Below are 16138 nucleotides of genomic sequence, written 5' to 3' on the forward strand. Positions count from 1 at the left end.
ACACATCTGGCGTTTCCGACACTGTGCGTCTCGCGCTCCAACAAGCCGCAAGGCTGTACAGCGCGCGCAATTCGGCGAATTACGAACAACGGCGGTCCGACGGCGGCCGTGCGTATGAGTATCTCCCGACTAACGATGAGCACTGGCGGGCCGCCCTCAATGCCCAGCGCGCTTGCCCGCACCGGACGACACCGTGCAGTGGGCATGGCGGATCTGTTGAATTGTGTGCTCGCGGCTGAACATCGTCTGGATCTGGTTCATTACGGCGCTGATGTTGAGATCGCGGGCGAAGTGCTCCCGATCCGGTTCCGGTGAGTCGTCGAACGCGGCAGCATCGACTGAGTTGATTCCTCGCCGGACGAGTCCGGCAGGGCTTGGTCGGCGGCTGAAGGAACGTGGCGGCGAAGACCGGGGTCAGCCCGGCAGCACCAACACCGGGACCGGGCTATGCCGCATGATTTTCGTGGCCCGTGAGCCCAGAAATACGCGCTTGGCGCCGCCCCGCGGGGACGTCCCGAGAGCTAGGATCTCTCCGTCCTGCCAGTCAGCCACACCCAAGACCTGACCCCAGCCGTTACCGGCAACCACCTGCAGTACTGCGTCTTGACCCACGACGCCGTCAGCCCGCAACTGCGCCAACAGTTCTCGGGCGTGCTCCTCCCATGCGACCAGGATCGAATCCTCGGCATGCAGCCCCACTTCAGGGGGATACATCGTCCGGCCACGCACAGCGAACGTGACAACCCGCAGCGGCAACCCCAGCTGTTCGGCCATTTCGGCTGACCGCTGCACGACGGGCACCGCTTCGGGAGTGCCGGGGTAGGCGCAGGTGATCCGGGTGAACCGCCCGGCGCCCGCACCGCGGTAGCCGCACGGGGCGATCGCCACGGGCACCGGCGAGGAGTGCAGGAGTCGGTCGGCGGTCGACCCGACCTCAATCTGACCAGGCTTTCCGTCGGCCGACGATCCCAGAACCAGCAGATCTGCACTGAGATCCTCGACAACCTGGACGAGCCCACCGGACGCTGACCGGTCGGCATAGCGGCGATAGTCGACACTCAAACCGTTTGGCAGGGCGGCGATGTGACCCTGCGCCTCTTCGGCTGACTCTGCGGCGAGTTGGTCTGCCCAGGTGCCGTATCGGGTATCCGTGCGCACCGATGGCGGTGTGAGCCAGGGCTTCGAGACGATAGTCGCCACTGTCAGCGACGTGCGCGCGGACCGCGCGGCAGCGACCCCGAGTCGCAGCGGAGCGGCCCCGCCCTTACCGCAAAGGTAGCCGACCACGACCGTCATGACGCGTCCTCCGCTGGCGGACCGATGATCTCGACGTCCTCGACACCCGGCACGGCCGGGCCCGCTCTGCCGCCGCGGTCGTTGAGCGCGCTGTGGTGGCGGCCCCATGCGAAGTAGAAGACCAGCACAACCGCGACCCAACCCGAAAAGGCCAGCCAGGTGTACCAGTGCAGGCTGAAGAGGATGTACGTGCAAGCCAGAATGGCCAGAACAGGTGTGACCGGGTAGCCCGGGACCTTGAACCCTCGGGGCAGTTCAGGTTCGCGCACCCGGAGGATGATGACGCCGAGCGAAACGACGATGAACGCGACCAAGGTGCCGATGGACACCATGTCAGCCAGGTAGGTCAGCGGGATGAAGCCTGCCATGAAGCTGATCACCACCGCAGCGACGATCGTGTTGTTGACCGGGGTCATGCTGCGGGCATCAACTTTCGCGAACATCGACGGAAGCAGGCCATCTCGCCCCATAGCGAAGAGGATCCGCGTCTGTCCGTACAGCGTCACCAGTGTCACCGAAAAGATCGACACCACCGCGCCCGCTGCCAGGACGGTTCCCCAGTAGTTGGCGCCGGTGACATGGTCCAGGATGGCGGCGAGGCCGGCCTCTTGGTTCTGGAAGTCGGTCCACGACTGGGCCCCCAGCGCTGCCACCGCGACCAGGATGTAGACCGCGGTGACGGTCAGCAACGCGGCGATCAGGGCGCGCGGCATCGTCTTCTGCGGATTCTTCACTTCATCACCTGCCGTGGACACCGCGTCCATGCCGATGTAGGAGAAGAAGATGGTACCGGCGGCGACGCTGATCCCGGCCCCGCCGTACGGGGCGAACTCGGCGAACCGGTCGGCGTCGAAAGCGGTGAACGCAATGACCACAAACATCAGCAGCACGCCGAGTTTGATCAGCACCATGACGGTATTGACGGTGGCGGACTCGCTTGCTCCCCGGATCAGCAGCAGCGCGCACAACCCGACCAGAACGATGGCGGGCAGGTTGACCAGCCCCGGGTTGGAGTCCCACGGGGCAGCCGAAAGCGCCTGTGGCAAGCCGTGTCCGAAGAAGTTGTACAGCAACTTGTCGACGTATTGACTCCAGCCGACGGCGACGGACGCCGTCGCAACCCCGTATTCCAACAGCAGGCACGCGGCCACGCCCATCGCAACCAATTCGCCGAGGGTCGTGTACGCGTAGGAGTACGTCGAGCCGGACACCGGAACAGCCGAAGCAAGCTCTGCGTAGCAGATGACCGCCAGACCGGCCGCGACCCCGGCGATCACGAACGAGACGACGACGCCGGGACCGGCTTCGGGTACCGCCACAGACAGCACGAAGAAGATACCGGTGCCGACGGTCGACCCCACACCGAACATCGTGAGCTGGAACGTGCCAATGGTTCGTTTCAGTTGTTCGGAGGCACCGTCGGCCACGGGTGCGCCGAGCACAGGTCGTCGGCGCAGCATCTGCTGGGGCAAGTTGATCGACGGGGCCGTCATCGGTGCCGCCCGGGGGCGTCAAGCCGATTATGGGGCTGTCCCGGCAACCGTGCCGGGTGAACTGATCAACCCCTTGGCGGTGATTACCCGCACCGGAGTCGGAGAGCACGCCCGGGGCGATCCTGGTACTCAGGCGAGCTGCGTGACCAGCGCCTCAATGGCCTCGACGTCGGCGCCAGACACCGGCTCCTCGGCTTCGACCTGCTGAATGACACGCTCGGAAACGCCTGCAGCCTGTGCGGTTTCGAACACCGTCAGGTTCGCAGCGCGGCGTGCGGCGTACAGCCGCTGGCCGAGCGTCGCCTGTGGCGCCCCCGCGGCACGCACCATGAGGTCGTCATAGAGGCCGCGGACAGTGCCCAGCGCTTTGATCAGTGCCGGCGTCACCCGACCGATCCGTGCCGCCCGCGCTGCGACCGCTTCGAGCTGGCGCAGATCCGACAGGATCCCGGTGACACGAGGGGTGAACGCGGGGTCGTGGGCGGGCGGCAGCGCGGTGACGGTGGAGCTGAACGTACTGACAGCGGTGATGACCGCCTGGGCGATCAGGGATACCTCGTCGCCGCCCGCCGACGTTGTCAGTGCGGACTCACCGATCCGAACCGGTTGACCTTGCCGCAACCTGACGATCGTGCCGGGTGGCCATCTCAGGACTTCCTCAAGCTTTGACCTGGTCCGCGCCCTCGGCCAACTGCGGCCCTTCTCGAAGGCGATCAACGCACCCGCGTTGATAACTCCGTCGGCGGCAAGGCTGCGTTGGCTGATGTCGAGCTCACGCCGCCGCGCCGCCGCGGCAGCGCCCGCTCTGACCATTCCGGGATCCGGCACGTCGGTCGATACGTGGATCGACTCCGCGTTGGTCATCTTCCGGGATTCCTCGTGCCGTGTGGTCGGATCCTGCGCGCACTCGCCATCCGAGCGGCCGGGCCACCGCTACGGCTCGGTTCGGCAGAATGCGATGGTTCCATGCCCAAACTACACCGTTCTCGATGGCGGAACTGCATCGACGCAACGGAAACTCCGCCGGATCGCCATTCGCTTCCGTGCGGGTATCGGTACTAGAAAGTGACTGGTCAAACAGTTGCGGTCGGCGGCGGCGCGGCGGCACAGTTCTCTTTCCGGAAGATCGCAACCCTTGTTCCATCGCACTAACTGTTGCAACGCTACGGTTTATGGATTACTTTCTGTAGCGCTGCGGCCACCTGGCCGCGCAAGCACACAGAGGAGCGACACCGATGACCGCAATGCCGTGGGACGAAATGCCGTGGGACGAAATGCCGGTCGGCCCCTGCACCAACGAACCCGAGCGGTGGACCACCACTGCCGATGACGAAGCCAAGGTCATCTGCCGGTCCTGCCCCCGCCGGTGGCTGTGCGCCCGAGAAGCGTGCGAACTGCCCCGCGCCGAAGGGCTGTGGGCCGGCATCTACGTACCCGAGGGTGGCCGCGGACGGACGTTCGCTCTGCGGCAACTCAAGTCATTGGCCGAACGCAACGGTTACCCGGTCCGCCAACGCCGCGCCCATTATGCCGAGAGTGCCTGACCGCGGGCCGACTAATGATTTCGCCGACCCGCTCGACCGAAGCTGAGCGGCCGCCGCGCACACACCTCAGGCGAGGTACTGCGCGGTGCTGCCGGACAACGGCATGCCCGGCATGCCCAGCTTGCGATGGTCCCAGCTGCGCATACGGGACGGCAGGACCCGCACACAGATGCGGTTGTTCATCATCTGATCGACGAAGGGCCGCATCTCGTCGGTGTAAGGGCCTGTGTAGCGCTCCCAGACGCTGATGCCTACGCGCAGGTTGGTGTCAGGGTCGTCGACGATCTCGGCCTGCCCGTCGATCGACACACCACGCAGCGTGTCGTAGGTCTGGCCATCTTCGATCATCACGGTGATGGTCGGGTCACGGCGCAGGTTGACCGCCTTCTGCGACTTGGCCTTGGTTTCGAACCAGATCTCTCCGTCCAGCACCGCGTACCACATCGCGACCAGGTGCGGTCGGCCGCCGGGCAGCACTGTGGCCATGGTGGCGGTGCGACTGCGTTCGATGAACTCGGCGATCTCTTCGTCGGACATCACGATCTTCGAGCGTTCTTTGTTGCCCACGTTCCCGATACTTTCAGGCCGCGGCGCCGGCCGGTCGCCGGGGCGGGGCACACGACCAGATCATCCGTGCCGACCTCGGAGCGCCCGGCGGTGGGCTTCCCCTCAATCGGAACTCGACCTTGCCCTCGGTCTCGGCAGACTCGACGGTCCACCGCCTGTTCACCACCGATTTACCTTTTCTCCATGCGCTTTGGCGAGAGTGCGGGGTGTGGATATCCGCCGCGGGGCCAGCGCCGCGGAGCCACCCATCAAAGGAGAGTCATGTCCTCGACCACCAACGTCCCCCAGGAGCTGCGGGATGTGCTGGCAGGCGGGCAGATTGCGAACTGGCTCAAGGCGGTGCCGCTGCCCGCCGAGCGCAGTCGGCAGCTGGCCAAGCTCACCGGGTCCGAGCTCCGACAGCTCGGGGTGATTCTCGATGTCGACACCGCCGAGGACTTGTTGGACTCAGTCGACGACGACCTGGCGGCGCGCACAGTCTCGGCGTTGGATCCCGCTGTCGCCGCTCCCCTGGTCGACGGCCTCGACACCGACCACGCCACCGAGGTGCTGCGTGAGATGAAAGACCCGGCGCGCGAAGCGGTCCTGTCGGCACTGCCGCCCGAGCGCGCCGCAGCACTGCGGGCGCTGCAGGAGTGGCCCAAGGATTCCGCGGCCGCGCACATGGTGCCCGAGGCACTGCTGGTCGCACCCGGCACCCCTGCCGCGCAGGCCATCGCCGAGGTGCGTCAGGACGCGGCCGCGCTGCGCGCCGATTCCCGGACCGGCGCCTACATCTACGTGACCGACGCCGACCGTCAACTGCTTGGTGTGGTGGCGTTTCGCGACCTGGTTCTGGCCGAGGCCGACCAGCAAGTGTCGGCGTTGATGAGCGAGGACGTGCGGTGGGTCTCAGCCTTGACCGATGCCGAGGAGGCCGCCCAGGCGCTCGATGATTTCAATCTGGTGGCGGTGCCCGTCGTCGATGGAGACCAGCGCCTACTGGGCATCCTGACCGAATCAACCGCGGCCGACATCGCCGAGCAAGAAGCCACCGAAGATGCTGAGCGACAGGGCGGTTCGGCGCCACTGGAACTGCCCTACTTGCGGGCGTCTCCGTGGCTGTTGTGGCGCAAGCGAATCGGCTGGCTGCTCCTGTTGTTCGCCGCCGAGGCCTACACGGGCACGGTGTTACGGGCGTTCGAAGACGAGATGGAAGCCGTGGTGGCCCTGGCCTTCTTCATCCCTTTGCTGATCGGCACCGGCGGCAACACCGGAACGCAGATCACCACCACGCTGGTGCGGGCGATGGCCCTCGGCGACGTGCGACTGCGGGATGTGCCGGCGGTGCTCGCCAAGGAACTGTCGACCGGTGTGCTGATCGCTGTGACGATGGCGCTGGCAGCACTCATCCGGGCGTGGATGCTCGGGGTGGGGCCGGAGGTAACCCTGACGGTCTCCCTGACCGTCGGCGCGATCGTGCTGTGGGCCGCGTTCGTCGCGTCGATCCTGCCGCCGGTGCTCAAGAAGGTCGGTATCGATCCCGCGTTGGTCTCGTCTCCAATGATCGCAACCATCGTCGACGGCACCGGGTTGATGATCTACTTCTGGATCGCGCATCTGACGCTGTCCCAGTTGCAGGGTCTGTAGGCCCCGCGTTCGCGATGACCCCATCGCGGGTCAACTCCTAGGACGGCTCAGTCGCCGCCAACGCCAGCAGGGTCGGCAACCCGGCGCACCCAGATGTCACCCTCGAGGGTTCCCGGTAGCCCTGCTTCATCAGCGACGAACACGGGATTCTGTCCTGCTTCGGTCTGTCGGTGGTAGTCCTTGATCGCGGCGAACGCCCACTTGCCCAATAGACAGATCGCGACCAGGTTGACCAGCGCCATACATCCCATCGCCACGTCGGCGAGCGCCCACACCAACGTCAACTCGGACAGCGCGCCCATGGCGATCGCCATCAGCACAAAGACCCGAAAGACATTGATCGTCATTCCCCGAGCGCCGAGGAAGAACAAGTTGATCTCGGCGTAGACGTAGTTGCCGAGCACCGACGAGAAGGCGAAGACGAAGACCAGCACCACCATGAGCGACACGGTCCAGGAGCCCAGGCCTTGGGCTACTGCGGCCTGGGTGAGCGTCGCCCCCTCTACCCGTGTGGGTGTCGACGGATCGTAGATATCGGGTCCCGACACGAGGATGATGAACGCGGTCGCCGTGCAGATGATCATGGTGTCGACGAAGACGCCCAGCGACTGGATCAGACCCTGTTTGACCGGGTGGGAGACCGTGGCCGTGGCGGCCACGTTGGGCGCGCTGCCCATGCCGGCCTCGTTGGAGAACAGTCCGCGCTTGACGCCGTTGAGCATCGCTGCGGCGATACCACCGGCGAAGCCGCCAGCCATTTCGGTGAACCCGAACGCGCCTCCGATGATCTGGGTCAGCACCTCCGGGAGGTAGTCGATGTTGATCGCCACGATGACCATCGCCAGCACCGCGTAGGCGACGGCCATGAGTGGCAGGACGATCTCAGCGATCCGCGCTACCCGCTTGACACCACCGAAGAGCACCGGGGCGGCCAAGACGAGCAGGCCCACCGTCGTCCAGCCGACTTCGACCGTGTACGACACGTTGAGCACCGCGGCGATGGCATTGGCCTGCACCATGTTGAATGCGATGCCGAACGTGAAGATCAACAGGACGGCGAAGATGATGCCGCCGGTGCGCGATCCCAGCCCGCGCTGAATGTAGAACGCCGGACCGCCACGGAACGACCCGTCGCCGGCCCGGACCTTGAAGATCTGTCCGAGGGTCGCCTCGATGAGGGCGGTAGCCATCCCGATCGCGGCGACCACCCACATCCAGAAGATCGATCCAGGTCCGCCCACAGTCAGCGCGATGGCGACACCGGCGATGTTGCCAGTGCCGACACGCGAAGCCAATCCGACGCAGAACGCTTGGAACGACGAGATCCCTTCGCCGTGCGTGCGCGAGTGGGTGAGCTGGCCCAGCATCTTCTTGACGTAGCGGATCTGGATGAAGCGGGTGCGGATGGTGAAGTAGATGCCGACCGCGACCAGCAGATACACCAGGATGTAGCTGTAGAGCACATCGCCGACAGATTCGATCAGCTCTTCCATGACCACTCCCGATGTCTATTTGGGTGAACGCGGTCGGATCATCCTGTCACCGTGGCGCCGATACCGCGCGACAGTTGGCGGAAAGCACGCGCGACAGTTGCCAAGGAAGCGGGCCGCGGTCCCGCCGGCGGCGACGGGCTTTTCCCTCGTCCCAACGGGTTCCGGGCAGGATTCGCCGATCCCACTTCCCCAAAGTGGGGGCCATTTACGGGTGGCGCTCGGTGCACGCAACATTGGTAGTTCCCACGTGGATTACGCTGGCGAGTCGGGCTTGTTGCCACTGTGCAAATAACCCGCGGCCTTCGCGCAAGGCTGTCGCCGTTGGGCGGGAGGCCCGCGCGGAGGTTGACCACGTGGAAGCAACGCCCCGCCTGACTGATAGGCGGCCGCGCTTCCCAACCGTCCATCGTCAGAGGAGTCACGTGTTATCGCCCGAGTCCACCGAAATCGTCAAAGCCACCGCCGGTGTCGTCGCCGAGAACTCCGTCGCAATCACCGAGCGGTTCTACCCGCATATGTTTGCCGCACACCCCGAGTTGATGCGGGTGTTCAACAAGGCGAATCAGGCGATCGGTGAGCAGCCGCGGGCCCTGGCCGCCAGTGTTGTGGCCTATGCCGTGCACCTGATCGACCCGGACGCGCCTGACTTCGGTCCGATCATGCGCCGAATCGCCCACAAGCACGTGTCGTTAGGGATCAAGTCCTACGAGTACCCGATAGTCGGACACCACCTGATGTGGGCCATCGGTGACGTGCTCGGCGACGCGGTGACCCCCGAAATCGCGGCTGCCTGGGACGAGGTCTACTGGCTCTTCGGATGTCAGCTCATTGCCGAGGAAGGGCGCCTGTACGCGCTGGGGGGAACCGATCCGGAGCATCCGTGGCACAAGTACCGGATCGTCGAGCGGATCGACGAGAACCCGGAAGTGTTCTCCCTCCTCCTCGCCCCGGTTGACGGCGAGGCGCCCGAGCACTCGACCGGCCAGTACGTGGCGATCGCGGTGGACCTACCGAACGGTGAGCGGCAACCGCGGCAGTACACCATCTCCTCGGGGCCGCGCGGCGACACGCTGCGGGTGACCATCAAGCGCGTCCGCGGCCTGCACGGCGCCCCGGATGGCCAGGTCTCGAACTGGCTGGGCGACAACGCGGCACCGGGCATGCTGCTGGACGTCTCGCAGCCCTGCGGTGACCTGGTGCTCGACGAGTCCGATGGTCCGCTGGTGCTCGTGTCGGCGGGCATCGGGATCACCCCGATCGCGGCGATCGTCGAGGATCTGTCACGTCGCCAGCCTGACCGGCAGGTACGGATCTTCCACGCCGACCTGTCGCACACCAGCCATGCGCTCTATGACCACCTTCGCCGCCAGGTGCTTTCCATGGGCGACGCGAAGGCGCAGAACTGGTACGAGGAGGACGCCGAGTCCGCACCCACTCTGCATCCGGCCCTGCCCGGGTTCATGGACCTGTCGGACATTGAAATCCCTGAAGATGCAACGGTATTCATGTGCGGTCCATTGCCGTTCATGCAGGCTACCCGCAAAGCCCTGCTCGGCAAGGGCGTCCGCGCCGAGCGGATCCGCTACGAGGTCTTCGGCCCTGATCTATGGGCCAACAACCCCGACAGTGCGGAGACCGCTGGGTAGCCGCTGCAGGAGCCGGGTGATCTCGGTCGATCACCCGGCTACAGGTTCAGCGTGCAAGTTCTTCGCCGTGGGCGAGGTGGGCACCGTCGCCGGGTCGGGATAGGTGCGAAGTACCCGATCGGCAGTGCCCGAGCTGGTGACCGTGAACCAATAGTGCTCGTTCTTGAAGTGGTGCAGCCGGTGATCGCGGTAGATCGCTCGGTACATACGGGTTTTCGGCTTGTAGTCACTGTGGATGAGGTAGTGGCTCCACTCGTAGACCAAACCGAGCACGGTCAGGAACCCGAGGAAGGTCAGACCCAGGCCCGGGCGCGGAAACGCCAGCAGCGCAATCGCAATGGCCACCGGTAGCACCCACAGCAGCGCCGGCCAGGGAATGAATATCTCGGGCACACTGCGCGGAGCCAGGTGGTGTTCACGATGCTTGCGGGCCAGCAGGGAGTCGATGGTCAGCCGCCCGACGCGGCGTGGCCGCCAGTGCAGGATGAAGACGTGGATGATCCATTCGAAGAACGGGAACAAAGCCACCATCACCAACGGGACCAGCGCGTCGGTGTACTGCCAGTCGCCGACGGCGATTCGCGCGGTAACCGCGCCGACGAGCGTGGCGAGGATCATCCAGGGCGATGGATAGGTCCAGAACTCACGCCGGGCGTCACTGAGGGTAAAGGCCTTTCGCGCAGTCGCAGTGCTCATCGAGGTTCCTCCATGGATGTGAACACGGCACTCAGCGCCGTGGTTGCGGGTTCGAGCAGGTTCAGCGCGGCTGCTTTCGCAGCGGGGGCGTCGCCGAGCGAGATCGCCGAAGCGAGCGCGCGGTAGGCCTGCGGACGGCCGACTTCGGCAGCCATCACCGCCGCGAGGGCGGGAAGCGCGGGCTCGTAAGCGGCGCGAAGGGTGTTGTACATCAGCCGGAAGGTGATCGAGTCCGCGCCGTCGACGACGCGGTCCCAGAACGTCAGCGCGTGACGCTGCCGCTCGATCTCATCCGTCTCGGCCTCCAGCGCACCTACCGCCTCGTCCAGCAACGCGGGCAACTCCGGCCGGCGCCGCTGTGCGGCGAGTTCGGCAACCTTGGGCCCGTTGTGCAGACGTGCTTCAACGATGCTCCGCGCCACGCTGATGTCGAGTTGCCCGCCCCGCAACAGCAGGCGGGGCAACAGATCCAGTCCGGCGTGCCGGCGGAAGTCGCGCACGGTGGTGGCGTCACCCTGACGGACTTCGACAAGACCGGCGGCCGAGACTCGCTTGATTGCTTCGCGCACAGCAGGGCGCGACACCCCGAGCACCTCGGCGAGCCGGCGCTCACTGGGCAGCGTCTGGCCGGGTTGCATTTCCCCGCTGAGCACCTCGGCCACGATCTGCTCGAATACGTCTTCGGGTACTGATCTGCGGTTCACCGGCTGTAGTGCCATAACTCAGCATGGCCCATTTCCCGGCTAAACGTCAAGTGGTCTTACCAATACGGATGGATCACCGCCCCGGAGCCGCGCGAAGACGTCGTCGCCGAGCGATCCGGGCGCACCGATCGCCACCAGTCGGGCACCCGACCGAGTCGGCCCCGTGACACGGGGAGTCACCCGAATCCGGGTGCCGACGACCTGGACGGTGCAGGCCGCGGGCCCATCGCCGGTGAGTTCGGCGACACCCTTGACCCGCAGCACTCCCGGCGGGAGCGCGTTCAGCCAGTCATTGAGGACTCCCCGGTCGAGGGGCTCGGTAGATTCGAAACTCTGGGTGTCGAGTTCGGTATGCGCAGGACCCGCGCCATCGACATGCCCGGCAGGTGAAGCCGGTGTTTGTAGCGGTCCCAGAATCACCTCCAGCGGCACCGCACCGCGCACGGCTTCGACAGCGGGAACCCCCGGCGCCCGCTCGGAGATGAAATTCCGAATGGCCTCCTGCTGGGCAGGGTCAACCTCGTCGACCTTGTTGATGACGAGCAGGTCGGCGCTTTCGAGCTGCTCGCCGACGGTGTCGCCCACGTAGCGATCCGCCACTTGCTTGCGCACCGCGGCAGCATCGACCACCACCAGCGTCCCGTCGAGTCGCAACCCAGGCCCGCCGGCGGCGCCGACGATGCGCCGCGGAAGTGACACCCCGCTGGCCTCCACGAGAATCTGGTCCGGCGGGGTCGGGAGTCTGCGAAGCACCTGCAACGCTTCGGTAAGCCCGCCGCCCAGGCTGCAGCAGATACACCCGTTGCGCAGACTGATCGTCTGGCTCCCCGCGGATTCGATCAACTCTGCATCGATGTCGAGGTCACCGAAGTCGTTGACGAGCACCGCCAGCCGGCGTCCTCGATTCGCCCGCAGCACGTGATTGACCAGCGTGGTCTTACCGGCACCGAGGGCTCCCCCGATCACCGTGATGGGGATGGGGAGGCTCAACCTGGCACCGCCTTCAAACAGAGTGTCCTCGGCGCCAAGCTGGCGCCCATCGGCCTAGCCGTTTCCCGGCGCGGGCCGCGGAACCCCGCCGACCACCGTGCCCCAGATTCCGATGTCCCGAAGCTCATTAGGTGCCACTGCCAGTGGATCCTCGTCGAGTACCGCGAAATCAGCGAACTTCCCCGGTTCGATCGAACCGATTTCAGAGTCCCACTTGTGTTGGTAGGCACCCCCGAGGGTCACCGCCCGCAAGGCGTCCTCGACACTTACCCGCTCGGGTGCCCCCAGCACCTTTCCCGACGCGCTGAGCCGATTGACCGCGCACCACGCCGAGTGCAAGCCGCCGAGCGGGGTTATCGGTGCGTCGCTGTGGAAGGACAGCGGAATGCCTTCTCGCAGCGCCGTCGCGGCAGCTTCCATCCCGTCAGCTCGATCCGGTCCGACCACCATCGAGGCGTGCTGATCGCCCCAGAAGTAGATGTGGTTGGAGAAGACGTTCGCGCACATTCCGAGCGCCTTCATTCGTCGGTACTGGTCGGGTTGGGTGAACTGGGAGTGCTGCACGGTGTGGCGGTGGTCGAATCGTGGCGCCACCGTCAGCGCATGCTCGACCGCATCGAGGAAAGCGTCGACGGCGAGCGTCCCGTTGCAGTGGCAATGGATGATGTGGCCTTCGCGGTGGTACGCCTCCACGACGGCGGGCAGTTCGTGCGGATCGATGTTCCAGATGCCCTGGGGCGCCCCGTTGAAGTAGCCGGGGAATCGAAAGCAGGCCGTGAAACCCTGCGGTGATCCGTCGAGCACCAGCTTGATCCCCGGGTACCGGAGCTTGTCGGTGTTTTCCGCCGCGAATTGCGCCGAAATCCGTGCCGCGTCCGCCGGATCCGTTGGTCCGCCCAGGGCCGTACACGCCAGAATCGACACTCGCGCCGGGTAACTCGGATCGTTGACCACCGTCGACCACAGCGCCCGCTTGGCGGGATCGTAGACGCCCGCCGATGCGAGCTCTCCGAGCGCGGTGACGCCGGCGTTGCGCGCCTCCTCAGCCCAGGCCTTCATCGCCAGTTCGTCGTTCGCCGCAGAGATGAAAGCGCCCATACCTGCCGGCGCGCACGCCATCGCCGCGAGTTCCTGCAGCACCCCGGTCGGCTTGCCGTCGTCTCCCTTCAGCACGCCCTCGACGTCGGTTTCGGGCCCGATGCCCTCCACCGCCATCATCGCCGTGTTCACAACTGCGACATGCCCGCTGGCGTGCTGGACGAAGACCGGCCGTTCGGTGGACACCTGGTCGAGGTCGCGAGCGGTGAACTCAAATCCGGCTGGAAAGTAGATCGGGTCGAATCCCCAGCCGATCAACGGCGCCTTGGGGTCCTCCATCGCAGCGTCGGCTGCCCTGAGACGGGCGATGACCTCGCCCTTGGAACGCAACCCCGGGCAGAGCGTTCCGTCGGGAGCCTTGCGGTCGAACCAGCCGAGAAACGGCCAGCGCCACATCGCGCCGGCATGGACATGCGCGTGGGCCTCCACCATCCCCGGCATCAGGACCTTGGTCTCAAAGGTGCCGTCCACGGTGTGCTCACCCCATCCGGCGAGCTCGTCGACGGTACCGACCCCTACAACCCGTCCGTCGCGGACAGCCACGGCCTCGACGCTCGGGCGATACGGATACATCGTCTCGATGCGTTTGGCGGTGTAGATGGTCAGTGCGGTCATCGCGTCCTTCCCAGAATGCCCGCGGGCATGGTTCGGTTCCTGCTGCGCGAAACCCTACTGGCTGAGGGCCACACCGATGCACGATTAGGGCCGGACACCGGCGACGCAACCGCCCGCTGCGCGGGAACCATCTGGTCATGCTGACGGGGATAGAGCGCGAAACGCGCGAGGTGTGGACAATGGGGATCGTGAAGGCCGCCAACGTTGCAGATTCCGTGCTCGAAGCCACCGTTTTGCCGAGTTTCAGTCGCATCGGGCCGGAGCTACGTTCACGGCTCGACCATTGGACGAGCACCGACGCGTACCGGCTGGACGGACGGGTGATCGTGATCACGGGTGCAACATCAGGATTGGGTCTCGTCGCGGCGCGGGCCTGGCTGACCGCGGGTGCGACGGTCGAGATCGTCGCCCGCAACCCGCAGAAGGCCGCGGCGACGGTGGCTCGCCTTCAGGACGAGATCGAAGGTGCGTCGGTGACGGCGACCATCGGGGAGACTGCGGATCTCGACAGTCTGCGAACAGTGGCGGCGACCCTGCGGGAACGTCACGATCGAATAGATGCGCTCGTGCACAACGCGGGCGCGCTCGACCTGACCCACAGCTACGCGGCGACGGGGATCGAGCAGACAATCGCCAGTCAAGTGGTGGGTCCGTTCCTGTTGAGCGCCCTGCTCTACGAGCCGCTCATCGCCGCGGCGCCGGGCCGGATCGTGTGGGTGTCGTCGGGCGGCATGTACACCGAGCCGCTTTCGGTGGACGGACTCACCATCGGGCCTGCGGGCTACCGCGGCAGCGTCGCCTACGCGCGCGCCAAGCGGGCGCAGGTAACGCTCACCGAGATGATGGCCGAACGGGTCGATAGCTCCGAGTTGGTGGTTCAAGCGATGCATCCGGGCTGGGCCCTCACCCCCGGGGTCGAACGTTCGCTCCCGACGTTCCGTCGGTTGATGGGCCCGTTGCTGCGCACCGCCGAGCAGGGCGCGGACACGTTGGTGTGGCTAGCCGCCGACGATGGCCAACCGCTGGCCGCCACGGGCAAATTCTGGCTCGACCGGCGCGTGCGTTCACTGCACAAGAGCAGGGCGACCCGCGTCGCGGACACCCCCGCCGAACGAACCCGCCTCTGGGAATGGGTCACAGCCGCAGCCGGAACCGATTTCCCGCCCCAGGGGTGAACCAGATGCTTGGGCTGTCGTTACGGAAACTCATCGACAGCTCGCCGAACGTGCGTCGGGGATTGACCGTCCCCGCCGTCGCGTGCACCGCAGGCACCCTCGCCGCGGGCGCGTGGGCATGGGTACCAGTGACCGCCACGCTCGACCTCTTGAACGACCCTGGTCGACTCCCCCGGCTGCGGACCGTGTCGATGGCCGCGGCGTGGGCCGGGCTCGAGACGCTCGGGGTCGGCATGTCGACCGCCCTATGGGCTGCGGGGCGCGCGGGCGACGTCGACGCGCATTACGCCCTGCAACGGTGGTGGGCCCTACGGCTCATCGACACGATGCGCATGTTCGCGAACGTACAGCTGGACGTGAGCAACCTCGACGCGATCGCACCCGGCCCCGTCGTGCTCGCGGCCCGCCATGCCAGCATCGCCGACGTGCTGCTGCCGGTGTGGCTGCTGGCGCAGCACGACATGCGACCTCGCTATGTCCTCAAGCGCGAACTGCTCATCGATCCCTGCCTCGACATCGTCGGCAACCGGGTACCCAACCATTTCGTCGTCCAAAAAGGAGACGCTGCCGAGCTGGATTCGCTCCGCGCGATGGCGGCGGGCATGGGTCCACGCGACGGCGCCGTGATCTATCCCGAAGGCGGCATCGCGAACGACCCCCGCCGCGCCGCCGAGCTAGCAAGGCTCGCAGCGCGCGACCCCGACCGGGCACACCAGCTCAAGACGCTTGGCCGGCTCATGCCACCCCGGTACGCGGGACTTTGGGCCATCCTCAGTGGATCACCCGACGCCGACGTCGTGTTCGTCGACCACACCGGCCTGGAAGTGATCAACAAGATCCGCCGCGCGCCCGCACAGATCCCGTTCCGATCACCGATTCGCGTCACGCTCCACCGTGTCCGCCGCGCTGACATCCCCGACACCCAGGAGGCGTTCAAGACCTGGCTCGACGACGCGTGGCTCAACCTCGACCGACAGAGCACTCCCTGAACACCCTGGTTGGCTTTCGCTGACTCCACCGCCGGGTTGGACGACAAGATCACCTAAACCCGGTGGGCTCCTTCAGTTGGGCGTTGCCACCCCGGTGGGGCCAAAATTCGTGAAGAAACCCGGCCAAAGTGGGGCCAAGTCAGGTGACCACACTCAGGCGGACGGGGCATCGGCCCGTCTGGGCTGTCTGCCGCCAATGCGCT

General features: G+C 66.0%; 14 protein-coding genes. 5 read left to right on the plus strand and 9 right to left on the minus strand.

The window, feature by feature from the left end; genetic code table 11:
* Positions 1-414: 414 nt before the first annotated feature.
* From ACPGXI_RS04810 to ACPGXI_RS04820, 3 genes are all read right to left on the minus strand, one after another.
* On the minus strand, positions 415-1296 hold the full coding sequence (locus tag ACPGXI_RS04810) for a universal stress protein (protein WP_526650350.1): 882 nt from the start codon (positions 1294-1296) through the stop codon (positions 415-417).
* Entirely contained in the window at positions 1293-2789 is a 1497-nt protein-coding gene (locus ACPGXI_RS04815; RefSeq protein ID WP_526650352.1) for an amino acid permease, read from the minus strand. Before ACPGXI_RS04815 ends, ACPGXI_RS04810 begins: the two co-directional genes overlap by 4 nt.
* 129 nt (positions 2790-2918) lie before the next feature.
* Complete coding sequence (locus ACPGXI_RS04820; RefSeq protein WP_526650354.1) at positions 2919-3653, minus strand: transcriptional regulator; 735 nt, start codon at positions 3651-3653, stop codon at positions 2919-2921.
* A 371-nt stretch (positions 3654-4024) separates the two neighbouring features.
* Here ACPGXI_RS04820 and ACPGXI_RS04825 point away from each other — a divergent pair, with 371 nt between their 5' ends.
* Positions 4025-4333, plus strand: coding sequence for a WhiB family transcriptional regulator (locus ACPGXI_RS04825; RefSeq protein ID WP_526650356.1), 309 nt, complete (start codon positions 4025-4027; stop codon positions 4331-4333).
* 66 nt (positions 4334-4399) lie between these two features.
* On the opposite strand, the gene ACPGXI_RS04830 is transcribed toward ACPGXI_RS04825, so the two are convergent.
* A complete protein-coding gene (locus ACPGXI_RS04830) occupies positions 4400-4900 on the minus strand; it encodes a pyridoxamine 5'-phosphate oxidase family protein (protein WP_526650358.1) in 501 nt (166 codons plus the stop codon).
* 261 nt (positions 4901-5161) lie between these two features.
* On the opposite strand from ACPGXI_RS04830, the gene mgtE reads away from it, so the two are divergent.
* Complete coding sequence (mgtE, locus tag ACPGXI_RS04835) at positions 5162-6529, plus strand: magnesium transporter (RefSeq protein WP_526650360.1); 1368 nt, start codon at positions 5162-5164, stop codon at positions 6527-6529.
* Positions 6530-6576: 47 nt separating this feature from the next.
* Here the strand turns inward: mgtE and ACPGXI_RS04840 are convergent, their stop codons facing one another.
* Positions 6577-8022: an alanine/glycine:cation symporter family protein gene (locus ACPGXI_RS04840; protein WP_526650362.1), complete on the minus strand. Its 1446-nt coding sequence runs from the start codon at positions 8020-8022 to the stop codon at positions 6577-6579.
* A gap of 422 nt (positions 8023-8444) precedes the next feature.
* On the opposite strand from ACPGXI_RS04840, the gene ACPGXI_RS04845 reads away from it, so the two are divergent.
* Positions 8445-9668, plus strand: a complete 1224-nt coding sequence (locus tag ACPGXI_RS04845) for a globin domain-containing protein (RefSeq protein WP_526650364.1) — start codon at positions 8445-8447, stop codon at positions 9666-9668.
* A gap of 30 nt (positions 9669-9698) precedes the next feature.
* Here the strand turns inward: ACPGXI_RS04845 and ACPGXI_RS04850 are convergent, their stop codons facing one another.
* Genes ACPGXI_RS04850 through ACPGXI_RS04865 form a run of 4 tightly spaced genes read right to left on the minus strand, consistent with a single transcriptional unit; the run spans position 9699 to position 13771 of the window.
* Positions 9699-10364, minus strand: coding sequence for a sterol desaturase family protein (locus ACPGXI_RS04850; RefSeq protein ID WP_526650366.1), 666 nt, complete (start codon positions 10362-10364; stop codon positions 9699-9701).
* On the minus strand, positions 10361-11083 hold the full coding sequence (locus ACPGXI_RS04855; RefSeq protein ID WP_526650368.1) for a FadR/GntR family transcriptional regulator: 723 nt from the start codon (positions 11081-11083) through the stop codon (positions 10361-10363). Before ACPGXI_RS04855 ends, ACPGXI_RS04850 begins: the two co-directional genes overlap by 4 nt.
* A 24-nt stretch (positions 11084-11107) precedes the next feature.
* Positions 11108-12058, minus strand: a complete 951-nt coding sequence (locus ACPGXI_RS04860; RefSeq protein WP_526650370.1) for a CobW family GTP-binding protein — start codon at positions 12056-12058, stop codon at positions 11108-11110.
* 54 nt (positions 12059-12112) lie between these two features.
* Positions 12113-13771, minus strand: coding sequence for an amidohydrolase (locus ACPGXI_RS04865; RefSeq protein ID WP_526650372.1), 1659 nt, complete (start codon positions 13769-13771; stop codon positions 12113-12115).
* Positions 13772-13950: 179 nt separating this feature from the next.
* Between ACPGXI_RS04865 and ACPGXI_RS04870 the strand changes: the two genes are divergently transcribed.
* Together ACPGXI_RS04870 and ACPGXI_RS04875 are read left to right on the plus strand one after the other, a co-directional pair.
* Positions 13951-14946: an SDR family NAD(P)-dependent oxidoreductase gene (locus ACPGXI_RS04870; protein ID WP_526650373.1), complete on the plus strand. Its 996-nt coding sequence runs from the start codon at positions 13951-13953 to the stop codon at positions 14944-14946.
* A 5-nt stretch (positions 14947-14951) separates the two neighbouring features.
* Entirely contained in the window at positions 14952-15935 is a 984-nt protein-coding gene (locus ACPGXI_RS04875; protein ID WP_526650375.1) for a 1-acyl-sn-glycerol-3-phosphate acyltransferase, read from the plus strand.
* Positions 15936-16138 lie beyond the last annotated feature (203 nt).

The organism is Mycobacterium sp. (assembly GCF_049608025.1).
Classification (GTDB): Bacteria; Actinomycetota; Actinomycetes; order Mycobacteriales; family Mycobacteriaceae; genus Mycobacterium.

Excerpts from the sequence above, each read along its gene's own strand:
- ACPGXI_RS04810 (WP_526650350.1), bottom strand. The coding sequence starts at position 1,296 with ATGACGGTCGTGGTCGGCTACCTTTGCGGTAAGGGCGGGGCCGCTCCG.
- ACPGXI_RS04815 (WP_526650352.1), bottom strand. The coding sequence starts at position 2,789 with ATGACGGCCCCGTCGATCAACTTGCCCCAGCAGATGCTGCGCCGACGA.
- ACPGXI_RS04820 (WP_526650354.1), bottom strand. The coding sequence starts at position 3,653 with ATGACCAACGCGGAGTCGATCCACGTATCGACCGACGTGCCGGATCCC.
- ACPGXI_RS04825 (WP_526650356.1), top strand. The coding sequence starts at position 4,025 with ATGACCGCAATGCCGTGGGACGAAATGCCGTGGGACGAAATGCCGGTC.
- mgtE (WP_526650360.1), top strand. The coding sequence starts at position 5,162 with ATGTCCTCGACCACCAACGTCCCCCAGGAGCTGCGGGATGTGCTGGCA.
- ACPGXI_RS04840 (WP_526650362.1), bottom strand. The coding sequence starts at position 8,022 with ATGGAAGAGCTGATCGAATCTGTCGGCGATGTGCTCTACAGCTACATC.
- ACPGXI_RS04850 (WP_526650366.1), bottom strand. The coding sequence starts at position 10,364 with ATGAGCACTGCGACTGCGCGAAAGGCCTTTACCCTCAGTGACGCCCGG.
- ACPGXI_RS04855 (WP_526650368.1), bottom strand. The coding sequence starts at position 11,083 with ATGGCACTACAGCCGGTGAACCGCAGATCAGTACCCGAAGACGTATTC.
- ACPGXI_RS04865 (WP_526650372.1), bottom strand. The coding sequence starts at position 13,771 with ATGACCGCACTGACCATCTACACCGCCAAACGCATCGAGACGATGTAT.
- ACPGXI_RS04870 (WP_526650373.1), top strand. The coding sequence starts at position 13,951 with ATGGGGATCGTGAAGGCCGCCAACGTTGCAGATTCCGTGCTCGAAGCC.
- ACPGXI_RS04875 (WP_526650375.1), top strand. The coding sequence starts at position 14,952 with ATGCTTGGGCTGTCGTTACGGAAACTCATCGACAGCTCGCCGAACGTG.